We start from the raw sequence: 19,924 nt of genomic DNA on the forward strand, positions 1-19,924 counted from the left end.
CATCTCTTTAACAGTATCGAGCATATTTTTCATAGCACCTTTTAGCTGTCCAGTCTCATCTGTCGTATCTGCAGTAACATTTACAGACATATCTCCTCTAGAAAGACTGTTTGCTACATCTACCAGCTCGTTAAGAGGACTCGTAATAGAACGTGTTATCCAAAATGCTCCGAATAATCCTAATATAATAGCTGCTATTGAGAGAATGATCATTTGAGTACGTGCTTCTTGATATGCAGCATCAGATTCTTCGTTACCATCTTTGATCTCTTGGTATTGGCGTTTTATTAGTTCATTTATATTGTCAAAATATACTTTTTGTAATGAACGAACTTCTCCGGTTAACAATGCATATCCTTCTGCATTTTTATTCGCAAGGCCAAGAGCCATTACCTTTCTAGTAGCATCACCGTAGATTTTTCTAGCTTCTATAGTAGATTCTAAAAGTGCCTTGCCTTTTTCACTTTTAATTCCATTTTTGAGTTTTTCGAAAACTTTACCGTTTTTAAGACGATTTTCTTGGAGACGCTCGACAATAGCCTTACTCTCAGTTTCACTTTCAGTAAGTAAGAGGTTACGGATTTGTGCACGGCTGTCGTTTGCAATATTGATAATATCATTGGCTAAGATGGTTTTTGGAAATCTATTTTCAACAATGTCGTCCATTGAATCCATGATATCAGCCATACGTATCATTCCTAGTATAGCTATTATTGAGAGCATAATCAATAATGTCCCGAATCCGATACCGAGCTTTGCTCCTATTTTCATATTTTTAAACATTTTATCTCCTTATGTTTTGTGTTTTTGTTTATTTTTTAAGTTTTAAATTATGCGATTCTCATCTCATCACCTGCTCCTCGTGTCGCACGGGATAAAACATTCCCCACTAGCAAAGGTACGTCAAGTATAAGAGCTACCTTTCCGCTTCCAAGAATGGTTGCTCCACTTATTCCTCGAAGTTCTGAAAAGATCTTTCCAAGTGGTTTAATAACCGTTTGAAACTCTCCATAAAGCTCTTCAACTATGAATCCGTAGCGTTTTCCTCCATAGTGAACAACTATGATGTTGGTTCTTGCATCTTCATTTGTTTTTTCATTGAAAAATTCACCTACATTTAGAAGAGGTAGAATAGTTCCACGTAAGTTGACGAAGTTGTTACCGTGCATCTCTTTTCTCTCTTCATCACTTAGTTCTATACATTCTACAACCATGTCAAGAGGGATTACATAAGAGGTCTCACCAACTTGGACTAAAAAGCCATCTATTATTGCAAGTGTCAGAGGAAGTCTGATAATGAACTGAGTTCCTTCACCAAGTTTGCTTTGTATCTCTATATTTCCGCGTAGAGCTTCAATATTTCTCTTAACTACATCCATTCCCACACCACGGCCTGATAGATCCGTAACTGCAGGTGCAGTTGAAAAGCCCGGTTCTAGAATAAGTTTGAAAATATCCTGCTCAGATAGAGTAACACCATCTTCAATAAGACCTTTCTCTACCGCTTTTGTGTATAGTACATCTTTATCTAAACCTTTACCGTCATCAGAGATCTCTATAACAACAGTACCTGCATCGTGGTAAGCATTTAGTTGAACCGTTCCTTTGACATTTTTACCGCCGCGGTTTTCTGGCTCTTCTATACCGTGATCGATAGCATTACGGACTATGTGAACAAGCGGATCGGTTATCTTTTCAATTACAGTTTTATCAAGTTCCGTTTCTCCACCTTTTATAACTAATTCTATATCTTTTCCAAGTTTTTTTGAAAGATCCATGATAATTCGCTTAAAGCGGTTAAATGTTTCACCGATCTGCACCATCCTGATCTGCATCGCGTTTTCGCGTATATCTTCAAGCATCCTTGAAACTATAGAGACGGATTCTGTAAGTTCATTGTTTTTGATGTCTATTGACTGCTGAACTACGTTAGCGTTAGCAACTACCATTTCACCTATAAGGTTTATAAGAAGGTCTATTTTCTCAGCATCTACGCGTATAGTATATGAAGGTTGGATCTTAGGTATTGTAGATGTTTGTTTAGGTCCGCTCTCTTGTTTTTTTACTTCTTGAGTGGTTTCATGAGTCTTTGTATCTTCATGGTTCTGCTCTTGAGTAGTATCAGTCGGAGTTTCCACTTCGTTTAGGTTTAATGTACAATCATCCTCTACAAATTCAAAAACATCGATAATCTCTTCTTTGCTTAATGTAGTTGTAAAATCAATTTTGAATTTAACGTAACAGTTTGTAGGTTCAAGTTTTTTGATTAAAGGTACTTTAGATATTTTTGTAGTTGAGACAAATGAGGATGAGTTTTTACGTAAATATGCTAAGAAACTGGCAGGTTCAAATCCGTGTTCCATTATGTTCTCATTGAATTTGATCTTTAAGTTCCAGCTGCGCTCTTGTAAAGAACTATCAAGTTCATCTTCTTGAGATTTTGTAGATTGTGTTTGTTCAATAGCAGCAATACCTGAAAGGTTGGCATTCAGTGCATCACCCAGTCTTTTAGTATTTTCAGACAGCTCTTCGTGAGGAGGCTTTTCGTTATTTGTAGCTACTGAAAACTCCACTAGATTTTGCATATGGTCTTTACACTCTAAAAGGAGTTCACCTAACTCATCGTTCATCTCGATCTTGCCATTTCTAATCTGATCTAACAGATTCTCTGCAATATGTGTAAATTCTACTACAAAATCGATCTTATACATACCGGCAGTGCCTTTTATAGTATGTGCTGCTCGAAAAACGGCATTTATAGATTCATCATCCATTCCGTTTTCACGAATATTTATAAGCGAGTTCTCCATTGCATCAAGCAGTTCTAAGCTTTCCTCTCTAAACTCTTTAGCTATATCACTAAAGTTTATTCCGGACATCATAGGTTCTCCTTTGTCTCAAAACTGAATCCACATAGTGTTAAAAAGTTCTCAACTGAACTATTTAGTTCAATAATTTCAAAATTTTTATTTGTTTTAGAACAACTTTTCTGGAGTGATATGAGTAGTTGAAAGCCTGCAGTGTCTATTTTTTCAGTTTGTTGTAGATTAATTAATACTTGTTTAGCATTTGAAAACGATTCTTGTACGAGTTTTGTAATCTCTTCTACTTGGTATATAGTTAATTCGCTAGCAGGATTAATATTCAAAGTAGAAGCATCTAACGTAACCATGACTGGATCAACCTAAAAGTTTTGCAACTGCACCGAGCAGTTTTGCTTTATCAAATGGTTTAACCATCCATGCTTTTACACCTGCAGCTTTTCCAGCTTCTATATCTGATTGTCCTGTTACGGTCGTAAGCATAATAATAGGTACAAAGCGGTACTGAGATTGTTCTTTAAGCAAACGAACGAATGATAAACCATCCATAACAGGCATATTTACATCACTTATAATAAGATCAACTGGAGTTGCCATCGCTTTATCAAAACCTGATTGACCGTTATCTGCTTCGATTACTTCATACCCTGATTCTTTAAGAATTGAGCTGACCGTCATTCGCATTACGCTTGAATCATCTACAATTAATACTTTTTTTGACATTTTATTCTCCTCATAAAATTAAGCTTAAAAAAAATTTATATGGAAAATTATATATAACTATCAGTTATGATTCAGTCTCGTATGTAGTATTGTTAATGACTTATTTATGACTATTCGGATGTTATACTTTTAAAATGACTAATATGTGACTTAATAACTTAATATACATATATTAGGTATTAGGGTAAAATAAGAATCTTATAGAAAAAATGGAGTAGTTGATGATTGCTAATCTTTTACTTTTAAAAAATAAAACCGTTCTCTTTGCTGAAGATGATAAAATCATTAGAGAGCAAACAATAGAGATACTTGGAATGATATTTGATAAAGTTTTTTGGGCTGAAGATGGACAAAAAGCTTTTGAATTGTACGAAGATGAATCTCCGGATATTATCATCAGTGATATTAAGATGCCAAATGTAGACGGACTTCAGTTGGTTGATAAAATAAGATCTGTTGATTATAAAATACCAATAGTATTACTTACGAGTTTTACAGAACAAAAAATGCTTCTAGATGCAGCAAACCTATCTGTAGACGGATATGTTATAAAACCGATAGAGTTAAATACTCTTATTAGTACCATTAGTAAAGCTATGAAGCGCGTTGAAAAAAATGTTGGAATTATTACGTTGCAAAAAGATCTTTTCTTCAACTCCGGTACACAAGAACTATATCAAAACGGATTCATTGTTTCTCTAGGTGTAAAAGAACTAGAACTGATAAAGTTATTAATTGACAACCGTTCAAGAACAGTTACAAAAGATGAAATATCTGAAGCACTATGGCCTCTTGATAGCACTTCTGAATCATCAATAAAAAATTTGGTTCTAAGAATTCGTAAAAAATTAAATACAGATATAATAGTGTCTGTAAGAGGGATAGGCTATAGACTAAATACTAGAAATATGCCGGAGTAGAGGATGAAAATATTTCTCTTGTTGATATGTTTGTATATTACGCAACTATCGGCATTTCAATCATTTAAAATTATTGATGAAAATAATAGTATAAAGATACTCAATAAACCTGCATACTTTTCAGGAGAAATTTCACATAAAGAGGCATATAAAAAGTTTAAAAACGGAGATTTTAGTCAACTTAAAAATAAAGAAGCAAAAAGTTTCGGTTTTAGTAATGCTCCGTTATGGATAGCACTTGAATTAATTAATAATAGTGATGAAAAGAGATTTTTAACTCTTATGAATACTTCTTTAGAAAGAGTTGAGTTATTTAAATATAGGGACAATAAATTAATATCAAGTGCAAAAAACGGTGTACTGGTACAAAATAATGAAAAGGATGTTAAGAGTTTTGAACCTATGTTTAACTTAAATATTAAGAATACACCTATAACTTACCTGCTTAAAATCAACTCGCTTTCACCGCTTATAGCACCAATATACATAAGTGATGAAGTATCTTTATTAAATTTGCAACAGCCTAGAATTATTTTATTCGCTATCTTTAGCGGTGTCATTTTAAGTCTTTTATTATACAACCTGTTCTTGTATTTATCAACACAAGAGATAGATTATGCTTTATATACTGCTTATACATTTTTTATATTTATTTTAATCGTATATACGCGTGAATATCTTCATTTTTGGCTGGAGATTTCAGCAAGTTCAGATTCTCTTTTAGAAACGATAGGTTTAGAAGGTGCATCAATATTTTTATTACTATTTACTTTGAAGTTTTTTAATATTAAAGAGTTGCATCCTAAAATATATAGAAGCTCACTAATTATAGGTTTCTTAGCATCTTTGTTATTTTTGCTCACCCTATTTTTAAGTATCTTTGGTCAATACGCAAATATTATAATTTTTGCTATTGTAAATCTTCTATCATTGTACATATGTATAGTAAGTTACTTTAATAATTACACTCCTGCCAAATACTTTTGTATAGCACTTGGTGGTTTTTTAGTTGGTTCTATGGTATTTATAGGAATCAACATCGGTTTTATACCTTATACTATTTATACCGATTCTGCAATGCTTGCAGGCACTGCATGGGAGGTTATGTTTTTTTCACTTGCTTTAGGATATAGGATCAAACTATTACATGAAGAGCGAAATGAAGCGATATCTAAGTTAAAAGTTCAAGACAAAATACTTTTTTTACAATCTCGCCAAGCATCTGTTGGTGAACTTGTAGGTAATATTGCACATCAATGGAGAGAACCACTTGCAGAGATAGGCTCAATTCAGACAAATCTTAAAGCGACACTTCTGTTTAAGGGAAGTGTTGTTAAAGAGAAACTTCTAAGCTCCATAGAGCAAAGTTATAGCATTATACGTCATCTCTCAGATACCATAGATACATTTTATCGTTTTTTTAGACACAAGATAAGTGATAAAGAGGAGTTTAGTGTAAATGAAGAGATAAAGAACCTACAAAAGATGGTTCACTATTCACTTGAAGTAGAAAATATTACTTTAAAATATGACGCTAAAACAGAAATTTCAGTTTTTGGTGATAGTAGTGAATTATCAAATGCCTTACTTAACATCATACTAAATGCTAAAGACGTACTGGTAGAGAGGAAAGTAGAAAATCCGCTTATTTCGATAACTAATTATAGAAGTGGAGATGACATCTTTATTAGAGTAGAGGATAATGCAGGTGGTATTAATCAAGAACCAATAGAGAAAGTTTTTGATATTTCAATAAGTTCAAAAGCTGAGGGTATAGGTATAGGGCTTTATATTGCAAAGTCTATAATAGAGAGAAGGATGCGCGGAAAATTAAGTGTTGAAAACGGTACCCAAGGAGCCGTATTTACAATAATGCTTCCTGCTGTCTTTGAGGTTATTAACCTTGAAGAAGAAAGTGAATTATATGATATCGAAGAATCCGCAATAAAAAAAATAGATATGTTGGAGAAACAGGTTGCAAGAAGTCTTGAACTTGAAAAAGCTCTTTCTCAGTGGGAAGATATTTTTAACCAAACACATTGGGGAGTAGCTGTTCATAAAGGTGCAAGTAACTATTTTGAAATGGTCAATCCTGCTTTTTGCAGAATGTACGGCTATAGTGAAAAAGAGCTTAAAGATAAAAGTGTTCAGGAACTCTTTAGTGATGAGAGTTTAGAAGTATTGGATGAAAAACAAAAAGAAGCGTTTACTAAAGGGTTTGTATCTTTTGAAGCAATCCATGTCCGTAAAGACGGCTCAAAATTTCCCGTAAACATAGACATAACCGTTATAAAAAACGAGAACGGAGAAATCCTTTATCATATAGCCAATGTTAGGGATATTACTGAGCAAAAACAAGCAAATGCAAGACTTCTATTGAAAAAATTTGCAATAGATCATATAAACGAATCAATCTACTTAGCAGATGAAAACGGAAAATTTTATTACGTGAATGAAGGTGCATGCCGCTCTTTAGGATATACGCAGGAGGAGATGTTAAAACTTGGCGTTGCTGATATAGATCCTGATTGGCCAGCGGAGAGATGGAGTGAAAATTGGGAATTTTTAAAAGAGCATAAAACAGCTATAATGGCGCTGCGTCATCAACGAAAAGATGGGACTATTTTTCCTGTTGAGATTGTAGCTAATTATTTCGTATATGACGGTGTACCTTACATAATGGGATTTGCCAGAGATATCACGGAGCGACTTCTACTAGAAGAACAAAGAGATAATGAGCGAATGCGTCTCTTTTTTGAACGTCAGCTTGTAGGTATGGCTATTACGTCTGCAAATAAAGGATGGTTGCAGGTCAACGATAAATTTTGTGAGATGCTTGGTTATTCTAGAGAAGAACTAGAAGGCTTAACGTGGAACGATCTTACCCATCCTGATGATTTGACATCGTCATTTGAGTATTTTGAACGTCTTATAAATGGAGATATAGATGATTATATGGTCGAAAAACGATATATCCGTAAAGATAAGGAAGTAGTATATACAAACCTCGCAGTTAGTTGTGTACGCAGTCAAGATGGCAGTGTAGAGTATATCTTAGCACTTTTAGAAGATATAACAGAACGAAAGCAGATGGAAGATTCATTGCGTAAAAATCAAAAATTTCTTGTTGATGCACAGAGGGTTTCTCATGTAGGGAGTTGGGAACTTGATATACAAAACAACATCCTTTCATGGTCGGATGAGACATACAGAATTTTTGAGCTAAACAAGGAAGATGTTAGCAATCTTCATAAGACTTTTTACGATTATGTTCACCCTGATGACAGAGAGATGGTAAGCACTCTATATGAAGAGTCGTTAAAAACCAAACTTCCGTATGAGGTAGATCATAAAATTCTGATGCCTGATGGCAGGGTCAAGTATGTTACGGAGAGATGTGAGACATCATATGATGAAAACGGTATATCTCTTTACTCCATAGGAACTGTACATGATATTACAGAGCGTAAACTAATGGAGAAAGAACTTGCCGACTCACATAGTTTTCTAAACAAACTGATAGACTCAGTGCCTGATCCAATCTTTGTAAAAGACAGAGAACATAGATGGAAAATATTAAACAAGGCTTTTTGTGAGTTTATAGAAAAATCTCATAGTGAATTAATCGGTAAATCAGATTACGATTTTTTCCCAAAAGAGGAAGCCGATGTATTTTGGGAAAAAGATGAATTTGTATTTAATTCAAAAGATGTAAACATAAATGAAGAAGACTTTACCTCTTCAGACGGTGTGACGCATCGCATTGAAACCGTTAAGTCTATGTTTGAAAACGGTGACGGAAAGCAGTACCTTGTAGGGACTATACGTGATATTACAAAGCGAATAGAGGCTACAAATGCTCTTAAAGAAAAAAGTGATGAGCTTCAAAAAGCACTAGCTTTTAATGAGGGAATTATAAATGCAATACCGGATCTACTCTTTGAGGTTGATAAAGACGGAGTTTATGTCGGTGTATGGGCACAGGATAAGGAGTTATTAGTATCACAAAGAGAGATACTTTTAGGTAAAAACTATAAAGATGTACTTCCTCCTGATGTAGTAAAAGTCGCTTCAGAAAGTATAAATGAGGTCGATGAAAAAGGTTACTCTTTAGGAAACTCATACTCTCTTGAACTGACAAGCGGCAAAAAGTGGTTTGAACTCTCTGTTTCAAAAAAATCATCTTCAGATACATATATGGTTCTTGCCCGTGATATTACAAAACGCAAAGAGGCAGAAGAAGCCGTAATAGAGTTAAATATGTCTTTAGAAAATAGGGTAGCAGAACGTACTTTGGAATTACAACAGTCGCTGGAGTTTACCAAGGGGATCATAAATGCTATTCCCGATCTGCTTTTTGAGGTGGATAGAGAAGGGACTTATTTGGGTGTCTGGGCACAAAATGAGGAGTTGTTAGCTACTCAAAAAGAGTATCTATTAGGCAAAAATTTTAAAGATGTCCTTTCCGGTGAGGCTACTAAGATCGCTTTAGAAGGCATAAAGGAAGCGGATGAGAAAGGGCTTTCATTTGGTAAAATTATAAAAATTGATTTAGATGATGGTGAACACTGGTTTGAACTCTCCACTTCTGCTAAACGTATAAGCGGCACATTCTTAGTAATTTCAAGAGATATTACGTACCGTAAAAAAGCAGAAGATTCTCTAAGAGAGAGTGAAGAAAAATTTAGGGCTATGGTGGAGAACTCTCCTGATGTAATTATTCGCTATGACCTTGACGGTCGTAGAACTTATGTAAATCCTATTGGTCAATTACTTATGAATAAGCCTCTAGAAAATATTATAGGTAAAGCCCCTAAAGATAACTCACCGCTTCCAACTACACATGAATTTGAAAAAGTTTTTGCTAAAGTTGTTTCTGAAGGGAAAGAACTTACGATAGAAGCTCCTTATATTATGCCAAACGGTGAAGAGAGATGGGGAGAACAGAGAATTATACCTGAATTGGATGATAACGGAAATGTAGTAAGTGTACTCTTAGTAGGGCGAGATTTAACGGAACGTAAAAAGCTGGAATCGATGCATCAAGAGTTAGAACTTTTAGGCTCAGCTCTTGATCATACATCAGAGGCTATATATCTTATAGACAATGACTTACTATCTATAATATATGTAAATGACGGTGCTTGTAAGATGCTAGGTTATACACAAGAAGAGTTATGTACAATGAACCTATCCGATATAGATGCAGAGCACTCACTAGATGAGATTGCCGATGTAAGTGCTGATGTGATAAAAAATCAGGAGTTGTTTTTTGAAACAAAACACAAGAAAAAGAACGGAGATATAATTGATGTCGAAATTGTTGGAAGTACATTTATATTTAATAATAAACGTGTAGGCTTGTCGGTAGTTAAAGATATTACCCATAAAAAAGAGAAAGATAAACAAGTTAAACTTTTACAAACTGCAATAAACCGTGGAAACGATGCCGTTTATATTATTGGAGATGATCGCTCAATTTTATATGTAAACGATGTAGCTTGTAATATGCTAGGATATACACGAGAAGAACTTTTACGTATGAAGGTTGAAGATATAGATAAGTATATGTCTACTGATGAGGTAGATAATGTTAAGACGGATCTGCTTAATAAAAAAGAGATTATTTTTAGAACCAAGCATCAAGCAAAAAATAAAAAATTAATTGACGTAGAGATTAAGGTGACTGAGTTTGAACACGACAAACAAACACTGAGACTATCTATAGTTAAAGCGTTATAAGCGCAAATAGCAGTTCTTAATATCTACTTATTGTCACGATTTGGATATTAAATACGTATTATATAATGACCTTTTTATGACCTCTGTTTAGTTAATATTTTTACAGTAAAGTATTAAGGAAGACTATGCAGATATATATGCGTGATAATGATTTTATAGTATCTAAAACAGATATAAAAGGACGAATAACATACGGTAATGAGACGTTTATAAAAATGTCTGGTTACCTTGAAAGTGAGCTTTTAAACTCCCCACATAATATTTTAAGACATGAAGATATGCCTGCTATAGTGTTTAAACTTTTATGGGAAAGACTTTATGAAGAAAAGTCAATAAATGCATTTGTAAAAAACAAGTGTAAAAACGGTGATTACTATTGGGTATTCGCGAATGTTACGCCTTCATATAACGAAAAAGGAGAAGTTATAGGTTATTACTCCGTTCGTCGTAAACCAAAAGAAAAGGCAGTAAAAACTGTTGAAGCTATATATATGGATCTATTAAAGGTGGAGAAAAAAGAGGGTTTAGATGGATCATTTAAACTGCTAAAAAGTATATTAGATTCTCAAGGAGTATCATATGATGAACTTATTATCGAACTTCAAAAATAAACAGTTAATTTATCTATTAGTAACTGTAGCTGTGGCATCAATTTATATTGCTATAAACTACTCTTTTGTTGTAGCATCTGTTTTGTTAGTATTTTTTATGGCAGGTTTTTTCATACCAAATAAAAATGATAACGATGAAGAACTTTTACGTAAAATAAGTACTGTAATAAAAAATGCCGGTGTTGGAAAACTAGAAGGCAGGGTTAACAATATCCCTGTAGAATCAAGATATTATGATATAGCATGGGGATATAATAACCTAGCGGATCAAGTAGAGACATTTATAAGAGATACGGTGACAGCCATTGATTTGGCAAGCCATGGAGAGAGTACGGCAGTAATATTTCCTGATGGTTTAAATGGAAGTTTTGCTGATGCAATAGAGCCGCTTAACAAAGCGATAAAAGGTATTGCCGCAGGAAAGATAATGGAGTCAAGGGGTATGCTTGTTAAAGAGTTTGATAGTCTTGGCGGCGGTACAATCGGTGGAATGATAGATATCAAAAAAGATATTGAAAAAGGAAGTGACTTAATGCATAAAATCTCTGCTTCATCTAATAAAACAGCAGAGATGTCTATAGAGACATTAAGTTCTATAGAAAATGTACAAGATAACTTTGAAAAATTAAACTCTAGTATATTAAAGACAACAGATGGGGTTAATAAATTAGTTGACCAGTCACAAGAGATATCATCTATTGTAGAGTTAATTAAAGAGATTGCGGAACAGACAAATCTTTTAGCCTTAAATGCGGCAATAGAAGCTGCCCGTGCAGGAGAGCATGGAAGAGGTTTTGCCGTAGTAGCGGATGAGGTTAGAAAACTAGCTGAGAGAACTCAAAAAGCAACATCTGAAATTTCCATCACAATTATGACGCTTCAACAAGGTACTACAGATATTCAAGAAGAAGCAAACACTATGACAAATCTGGCAGATGAATCACTCGAACATATGCAAAAGTTTTCTTTAACAATCAATTCCTTCAATCGTGATGCTAAAGAATCTGCATATAATGCAAATATACTCTCAAATGTTTTTTTGGTATCACTTGTTAAGATAGACCATTCTATATTTAAATCACATGCCTACTCAACTGTTATAAATACAGATAAAGATAAAGAGATTCTTGAACACACTGAGTGTAGATTCGGTAAATGGTATTCAGGAGAAGGAAGAGAACGATTTGGAGATTATTCTGAATATAAAGAGATAGACATTTCTCACAAGGCTGTACACGATTATGCTAAAGATAATTTAAAGTATGTAAAAAACAATAGCGTATATGAACAGGAAAATTCTAAATATATTGTAGAAAACTTTAAAGAGATGGAAGATGCAAGTACAAAGCTTGCACTGTTATTAAATGAGATGGTAGAACAACAGTTTTTAGTTTCAAAGGATATATAGTTGATGAATATTAATCTTTTGAATTTTCCAGTTTATCCAATGTATTTTTTATATCTTGATTTAGTTTGACAAACGGAACATTTGCAACCATAGTGAATTCGAAAAAGTCGTTACGCTCATTTTTTAATAAAGCAGTTTCGTTTTGAATAAAATTTTTATGTTTTTTGATGTAATCGGTAAGTTCACCTAGGTGAACGTGATTATTTAGTTGTGTGACAGCTTGTTTTGCTTTATTACATAAAACTTTTTTTTGAATAAATTGGGTGTTGTTTACTGTAACTATTTTATTAGGGTATCGTTCTTTTAGTTGCTTTGAATTGTATTTAATACCTTGAACAAGGTCTATCTCTTTTAATAAAACTAGATCGTTAAGCATCGTAAGATGATTTTTTTTTACTTTATTTTTGTAAAAAAAAACTTTTTCTTTACTACGCTTAAAAAAGGAATTTACAAAGCTAAAAAGTTTAGTTCTGCTGTTGTTAAATATATTATCTTTTTTTATCCATTGTATTTTTTTTGAATTTGATTTTAAATAATTTACAATATGAAGTTCACTTACTCTTATTTTATTATCTATTTTGTAATATTCCAGTTTATGTGAGCTTATCAGGTCTAAAACTGTAACCTCAGGTATATTTAAAATAACTGAGACTTCTTTTATAGTAAAAAGATTTTTCTTCATAGTTGGCAACCTTCCTGTATAGAGGTGATTATGGATTAATTTTGATATAATAGAGTAAAAAAGTAGTATTACATATCTGAAAGTTTATATATTTTAATCTTATATAGATATTAAGACTAGCAATTAAGGAATAAAAAAGAATGCAAAGCTTGGCAGATAGGATTAGAGCTGTTCGTAAAAAGCTTGGTATGAGTCAACAAGAGTTAGCAGATGTTTTAGGTTGTTCAGACGGTAAAATAAAGGGCTGGGAGCAAGGTAATACTATGACTATCAAGCCTCGAGATAGTCTTTTTTTAGCTAAAAAGTATGGTTTTAGTCAGGAATGGCTAGAGGATGGAAAGGGAGAAATAATGTTAAATACGGGAGATTTTTCTCTAAAAGTTAAAAATCTATCCGATGCACCTTTTAACAACAGTTTTAGTATTCCTTACTACAAAGATATGGAACACTATAATAGTGATGAAAATAGTGTAAATAGCATAGATATATCTATGGCAAAAGATATGCTTGAATTGATCTCAAGTGAAAATATAGAAGCTATAAGAGTAACCAGTAACTCCATGAATCCTACAATAAAAGAGGGGGATGTGATATTTATAGATAAAGATGATGTGAAGGCATCTAATGAAAAAATATACCTAGTCCTTCTTTGTGATGAAATATATTTAAAAAGAGTTTTTATTGAACCTAAGTCAAAGGAGATCATATTAAACTCAGATAATCTGATTTTCCCACAGCTTAAAGCTGATTGTCAAGATTTTCGTATACTAGGCAAAGTTATAGCAAAAATGAATATATCAAAAGTATAATGTGTTACAAATTATAACTTTAGTCACAAGATAGTAAATTTACTTTTGTGATCATATGACTATTATATGACCGATAAACCGCTACCATGTTATTAAGAAATTATTTTTAATAAGTAGTATTCAATGTCGGAGATAGAAACAAATTCTGAAAATTACAACATAGTATTTGAAAACACTAATGATGTTATATACATTGTTGAAGTAACTAATGACGGACGCTTTATTCACAGAGATATAAACCGTGCATATGTTGAAAATATGGGAATTCCAAAAGAAGAGATAGTAGATATTTATGTCGATGAGCTCCAAAATAAAGAGTTTAGAGAAATCCTTATAGATAAATACTCTACTTGTGTAAAAAATCAAAAAAAGACAGATTATACTGCAATATATAATTTTCCATCAGGTCCAAAAGTATATAACTCTGTTTTATCTCCTATAAAAGATGATAACGGTCGAATTTATAAAATTGTAGGTGTTGCTAGAGATATAACTAAATTTAAGAAACAAGAAAAAGAAAAGATAGATGAGCAAATGCATCTTTTCTTTGAATGCCAGATTATAGGGATGGCGATCCTATCTCCTCAAAAAACATGGACAAAAGTAAATCAGAAATTTTGTGATATATTTGGATATAAGTTTGAAGAACTGCAGCAAATGACATGGAGTGAAATAACATATCCTGATGATTTGGCTAATGATGAAGAGCAATTTAAAAGAGTATTAAATGGAGAAATAGAAGAATATACTCTTAAAAAACGATTTATTCATAAAAGCGGTACAAAAGTATATACAAATTTATCTGTAAGTTGTGTACGTAATGATGATAAAAGTGTAGATTACTTTTTAGTAATGGTTGAAGATATAACTGAGCGAATATGTGCTCAAGAGGCTCTGAGTGAAATAAATTTGATGTTGGAAGAGCGTGTACAGGCTAGTACGGATGAACTTAAGAACACTATATCAATGTTGGATTTAGAAGTTTCAGGACGTAAACATATACAAAGACAGCTTGATTCCCAAGAACAGATGTTTAAAAGTATTGCAGAAAATACGCCTGACCCTATAATTCGCTACGACAAAGATGCAAAACGCAGCTATATAAACATCGCTTTAGAAAAAATTACCGGTATAGCCATAGATGAACTGCTTGGTAAAACATCGACACAAAAAAGAGTTCTCTCGGTAGAGGACAGCAAGCGCATGGAAGAGAGTGTACGACAAGTTCTTAAAACCGGAGAGTCAGACACGATCGAAGTGCCTCTAAAGAGCGTTGATGGCAAAACGATCCATTTCAAAGCTATAAGTACTCCTGAGTTTGGAGCTGATGGAAGTGTAGAGACTGTTCTGATGGTTGCTCGCGACATTAGTGCTCAAAAAGAGTTGGAAGCTAGTGAGGAGATGTTTAGAGCATTGGCAGAGAACTCTACGGACAATATTGCACGCTTAGACAAAGACGGTCGTCTTGTATATATGAATCCTGCACTTGAAAAAACTCTAAACAGACCATTTGAAGAGTTAAAAGGTAAAACTCGTAACGATGTTTCATTTAATCTTAATACGGATGAGCATGATCGTAATGTACAAGAGGTGTTAAAAGACGGAAAAAACCGTGATATATATATGAGTGTTCCGGGTGATGATGGAGAAGAACAACATCACCAAATAAGAATACATGCTGAGAAAAATACAAAAGGAGAGATAACAGGAGTGCTGACGATTGGGCGTGATGTAACGGAACTTTTTAACACGCAACAGTATATGTCGCGCTTTATGCAAAACTCTCCGGGATTTCTTTATGTATTTAAAATGACACCGGAAGGGAAGATGAGTTTTCCTTTTGCAAGTTCAGGTATAGAAGATATTTACGGACTTAAACCTGAAGACATTGCAGAAAATTCAGATGCACTGCACAATATGACGCATCCTGATGATAAAGATTATATTATAGAGGCTATAAAAGAGTCTGCACAAAATATGACACCATTTCATACTGAAACAAGAATCATAAAAGACTCGGTTATAAAGTGGGTTGAGTTTAGATCAATTCCGCAAAAAGAGAGCGACGGCACTATACTTTGGAATGGTATAGCACTGGATATTACCGAACGAAAAGAACAAGAAGAGTACTTACAAAAGACCAAAACAAAACTAGCTGCAGTTATCTCTACAATTCCGGATCTTGTCTGGGTCAAAGATAAAGATGGTGTTTACCTCATGTGCAATCCTGCATTTGAGAACTTTTTTGGTGCTGAGTGTGATGAGATTATTGGCAAAACCGATTATGATTTTATCTCTAAAGAGCAAGCAGATTTTTTCCGCCAAAAAGATAGAGAAGCGATGGAAGCTGGAGAGATGCGGATCAATGAAGAAAGCATCGTTTTTGCCCGCAATAATCAACACGCAGTTTTAGAAACTAGAAAAATTCCTGTTTACAACGGCGATGAGTTTATGGGAGTACTTGGAATTGGTCGAGACATTACTAAACGCAAAGGAATGGAAGAGTCTCTTAGAAAAAAAGAAGAATCATTAAATGAAGCACAGCGTATTGCTCATATTGGTAGTTGGGAGTTGGACTTTAGGGCAAATATACTTAGTTGGTCGGATGAAGTTTTTAATATTTTTGAGATCGATAAAAGCAAGTTTGGTGCTTCATATGAGGCGTTCCAAGAAGCTATTCATCCTGATGATAGGGAGATGGTTGATTTGGTTTTCAGCGAGTCGGTGGAAAAGAAAATACCTTATATGGTTGAACATCGTTTGTTAATGAAAGATGGAAGAGTGAAGTACATTCAAGAGCGAGGCGAAACCAAATATGACGATGAGGGTATGGCTATTTATTCCATGGGTACGGTGCAGGATATTACAGAGCGTAAAGAAGTAGAAATACTACTGGAAAAACGAGAAATGGAGTTTCGTTCACTCTCAGAAAACCTTCCTGATAATATTGCTCGTTTTAGTAAAGATGGGACTTATTTATTTGTTAATCCGGTGCATGAAGATACGTTGAATGTTAAGGCATCAGAAGTTTTAGGTAAGCGCATTAGTGAAGAGTTTCCTAGTCATAAAGAAGTTATAAATGCAATCTCTGAAGTTTCTTCAACAGGAGAAGCAATAAAAAATATTTGTCAAGAAGTTTATAATAAAAACGGTGAAACAGAGATACATGAAATAAGTTTTATCCCTGAAAAAGATGATAATGGAGATGTAATCACTATTCTTGCTATAGGTCGAAACATGACAAAACAGATAAAAGCAACGAATGAGCTGCTTTTAAAAGAGTTTACACTTAACAGTATGGTAGATACAGCGTTTCTTATTGATGAGAATGGAGTATTACATTATGCAAATGATGGTGCCTGCAATACTTTAGGTTATACAAAAGATGAACTTTTAACAATGAATATAATGGATATAGACCCAGATATTTCAACAGAAGTTTGGAAAGAATATTGGAGGGATATTTCTAAAAATAAGACTTGGTCGAAAGAGGTTAAGCAGCAAAGAAAAGATGGTAAATTACTTTCCATAGATGTAAATAGTCGGTTTTTTGAGTATAACGGAAGAGAGTATGTTCTTGCTGTTTGCCGCGATATTTCAGAGAAGTTGCAGATGCAAGAAAAACTGAAAGAGCAAGAGAAAGAATTTCGCACTATCATGGAAAATACACCGGATACCGTGGCACGTTACGACAAAGAGTGTGTAAGGACATATGCAAATCCGTCTTTTGCCAAAATGTCCGGTAGAAGTATTGATGAATTAATAGGTAAAAAACCTACACATTATATCGATACTCCACAGGCTAGAGCATATGAAAAGGCTATACTAAAAGTTTATGAGACAGCAAAAGAGAATGAGTTTGAGTTTTCATGGCCCGGTGCAGATGGACGTCTAATAATTAGCTCTATTAGTCTTGCACCTGAAATGGACGACTCCGGAGAAGTTAAATGTGTATTGGCAACCGGACGTAATGTGACAAAACTTAAAGAGTTTGAAAACGAGATAAAAAAACAAAAAGATTTTCAAGAAACTCTTCTAAGAAGTATTGCAGAGATTAATTTGGGTGTGCATGTTATTGAAGAGGGAAGGTATATCTATACCAATAATTTCGAATTAGTAGATGAATACGGTTACGGAAAAGATGTTCTTGAAGTTCGCCCAAACTTTTTAGATACAGTTCACCCGGATGATAGAGAATATTTAGCTATGATGTATCAAAAGCGCTTGGCAGGAGAAGAAGTACCTACTACGTATAGTGTCGGACTTGTAAACAAAGCTGGAGAGAGACGAGAACACGATGTATCTGTTGTTATAATCCCAAATACTAATCCGATGCAAACACTTATAGTAACAAAAGATATTACAGAGCGTAAAAAAACTGAACATGCTTTGGAAAAAGCTATGGAGATGGCTGAAGCTGCAAACCGTGCGAAGTCAGAGTTTTTGGCTAATATGAGTCATGAGATAAGGACACCGCTTAATGCCGTTTTAGGTATGGCACACCTTTTGAGTGAGGAAGAACTACCTGAAAAACAAAAACGTTATGCAACAAATATTCTTACAGCCTCGAATGCACTTTTATCTCTTATTAGCGGAGTCCTGGATTTTTCAAAAATTGAAGCAGGTAAATTGGAAATTGTGCAAAGTAGGTTTAACCTTTATGATCTGATTATAGAACTTAGAGATATTTTTACAATGCGTTCGCAAGAGAAAAAGATAGGTTATTATCTTAATATAAACGATGATGTTCCTTCCTTCGTACAAGGTGATAGTATTCGCTTAAAACAGGTTCTGACAAATTTGATAGGGAATGCTATAAAGTTTACGTATGATGGGTTCGTTAGGGTAGAAGCATCAGTTTATGAAAAAAAAAGTACGTATACTGTTATTGAACTTGGGGTAAGAGATACAGGTATAGGAATAGCACGGCAGTATCAGGAAAAATTGTTTGAAAAGTTTTTTCAGACAGACACTTCTTCTACAAGAGTACATGGTGGAACAGGACTTGGACTTGCGATCAGTAAAAAACTGGTTGAATTAATGGGAGGAACAATAGGTGTAGAGAGTAAAATAGGAGAAGGAAGTTATATCTTTGTAAGAATTCCTTTTGCTAATTTAGAATATAACCATAATCATCATATCAGTTTTAATGATATAAACACAAAGAAAAATATACAACATACAAAACAATTTTTAGAGGGTAAAAAGGTTTTAATAGTAGATGATAATGCATTAAATAGAGAGACTCTATTAGGTGTACTAGGACGTTTTGGTTGTGGTGTCCAAGAAGCTATAAACGGTAGAGACGCCGTTATAAAACTAGGTAAAAAAAAGAAGTTTTTTGATGCTGTTTTGATGGATATACAGATGCCTGTAATGGATGGCTATGAGGCTACTAAACAGATTAGAGATGATGGAATAGAGATACCTATAATTGTCTTAAGTGCGGATGCTACGCAAGAAAGTATAAACAAAGCAAAGTCATGTGGAGCTGATGATTATCTATTAAAACCTATAAATCCAAATGAATTGGCACAAAAACTTGCAAAGTATTTGAAAATCAACTTTGAAAAAGATTTAATTATAAATAAACTAGATACTTGTGATATATATAAAAATTATAAAAGCATAGATATAAAACAGGCTATGCAAATTGCAGGAGACGATAAATACAACTTGTGTAAATTATTACGTAATCTTCTTCAAATGTTACATGAAAAATATGAAGCGATTTTAATCTCTCAAGATGAAAAAGATACTGAGAATATAAAAAAACTAGCACATACTATTAAAGGTAGCGCCTCTAATTTAGGTCTAAATAGTATTTCAAGTAATGCAGTAAAGATAGAAAAAGGTATAAAAAAAGGTAAAGATATTTTTGAATTAATTATTGAATTGGGTAAAGGTTTAGATCTATTTGAAAATGAATTAGATGTACTGTGTAAAAACTTTGACATAAAAAGGTCAAATATTAAAGCAGACTATGTGGATTTAAAAGAGTTAATTAAAATGATAAAAGGATCCAATCCTGAAGCAAAGTATAAATTAGAGAATATTGTAGGTAGCGAATATGAAATTGATAATGAGATTTTAGAGTTATTAAAAAAAGCCCTAAAAGCACTTGAAAAATATGATTTTAAAGCAGCAGAAGCTGTAATAAAAAATATAAAAACAAAAAAAAATTAAATTAGTTAAGAAAGTAGAAGT

The 19,924-nt window shown here is 33.5% G+C and carries 11 protein-coding genes and 1 pseudogene; 7 read left to right on the forward strand and 5 right to left on the reverse strand.

The window, feature by feature from the left end; genetic code table 11:
- From ABZA65_RS03495 to ABZA65_RS03510, 4 genes are all read right to left on the reverse strand, one after another.
- Positions 1–783: MCP four helix bundle domain-containing protein (locus ABZA65_RS03495; RefSeq protein ID WP_373070654.1), on the reverse strand; the 783-nt coding region annotated here is incomplete at its 3' end.
- Positions 784–830: 47 nt separating this feature from the next.
- Positions 831–2,882: a chemotaxis protein CheA gene (locus ABZA65_RS03500; protein ID WP_373070656.1), complete on the reverse strand. Its 2,052-nt coding sequence runs from the start codon at positions 2,880–2,882 to the stop codon at positions 831–833.
- Entirely contained in the window at positions 2,879–3,172 is a 294-nt protein-coding gene (locus ABZA65_RS03505) for a lipid asymmetry maintenance protein MlaB (RefSeq protein ID WP_373070658.1), read from the reverse strand. Before ABZA65_RS03505 ends, ABZA65_RS03500 begins: the two co-directional genes overlap by 4 nt.
- Before the next feature lie 7 nt (positions 3,173–3,179).
- Positions 3,180–3,545: a response regulator gene (locus tag ABZA65_RS03510; protein WP_373070660.1), complete on the reverse strand. Its 366-nt coding sequence runs from the start codon at positions 3,543–3,545 to the stop codon at positions 3,180–3,182.
- A 221-nt stretch (positions 3,546–3,766) separates the two neighbouring features.
- Between ABZA65_RS03510 and ABZA65_RS03515 the strand changes: the two genes are divergently transcribed.
- The 5 genes and pseudogenes from ABZA65_RS03515 (at position 3,767) to ABZA65_RS03535 (ending at position 12,226) form a co-directional block, all read left to right on the forward strand.
- Complete coding sequence (locus ABZA65_RS03515; protein ID WP_373070662.1) at positions 3,767–4,465, forward strand: response regulator transcription factor; 699 nt, start codon at positions 3,767–3,769, stop codon at positions 4,463–4,465.
- 3 nt (positions 4,466–4,468) lie between these two features.
- Entirely contained in the window at positions 4,469–10,207 is a 5,739-nt protein-coding gene (locus ABZA65_RS03520; protein ID WP_373070664.1) for a PAS domain S-box protein, read from the forward strand.
- Between the two features lie 125 nt (positions 10,208–10,332).
- Complete coding sequence (locus ABZA65_RS03525; RefSeq protein ID WP_373070666.1) at positions 10,333–10,818, forward strand: PAS domain-containing protein; 486 nt, start codon at positions 10,333–10,335, stop codon at positions 10,816–10,818.
- A 571-nt stretch (positions 10,819–11,389) separates the two neighbouring features.
- Positions 11,390–11,740: pseudogene (locus ABZA65_RS03530) on the forward strand (methyl-accepting chemotaxis protein); the annotation flags it as partial.
- 30 nt (positions 11,741–11,770) lie between these two features.
- Positions 11,771–12,226 carry a CZB domain-containing protein gene (locus ABZA65_RS03535; RefSeq protein WP_373071182.1) on the forward strand — a complete coding sequence of 152 codons (456 nt, stop codon included), beginning with the start codon at positions 11,771–11,773 and terminating at the stop codon, positions 12,224–12,226.
- Between the two features lie 10 nt (positions 12,227–12,236).
- Here ABZA65_RS03535 and ABZA65_RS03540 read toward each other — a convergent pair whose 3' ends face one another.
- Entirely contained in the window at positions 12,237–12,908 is a 672-nt protein-coding gene (locus ABZA65_RS03540; RefSeq protein WP_373070668.1) for a helix-turn-helix domain-containing protein, read from the reverse strand.
- 140 nt (positions 12,909–13,048) lie between these two features.
- On the opposite strand from ABZA65_RS03540, the gene ABZA65_RS03545 reads away from it, so the two are divergent.
- Both ABZA65_RS03545 and ABZA65_RS03550 read left to right on the forward strand, forming a co-directional pair.
- Positions 13,049–13,717 carry an XRE family transcriptional regulator gene (locus tag ABZA65_RS03545; protein ID WP_373070670.1) on the forward strand — a complete coding sequence of 223 codons (669 nt, stop codon included), beginning with the start codon at positions 13,049–13,051 and terminating at the stop codon, positions 13,715–13,717.
- 123 nt (positions 13,718–13,840) lie between these two features.
- Positions 13,841–19,903 carry a PAS domain S-box protein gene (locus ABZA65_RS03550; RefSeq protein ID WP_373070672.1) on the forward strand — a complete coding sequence of 2,021 codons (6,063 nt, stop codon included), beginning with the start codon at positions 13,841–13,843 and terminating at the stop codon, positions 19,901–19,903.
- Positions 19,904–19,924: the final 21 nt, after the last annotated feature.

The sequence above is a fragment of the Sulfurimonas sp. genome, from assembly GCF_041583195.1.
Classification (GTDB): Bacteria; Campylobacterota; Campylobacteria; order Campylobacterales; family Sulfurimonadaceae; genus Sulfurimonas.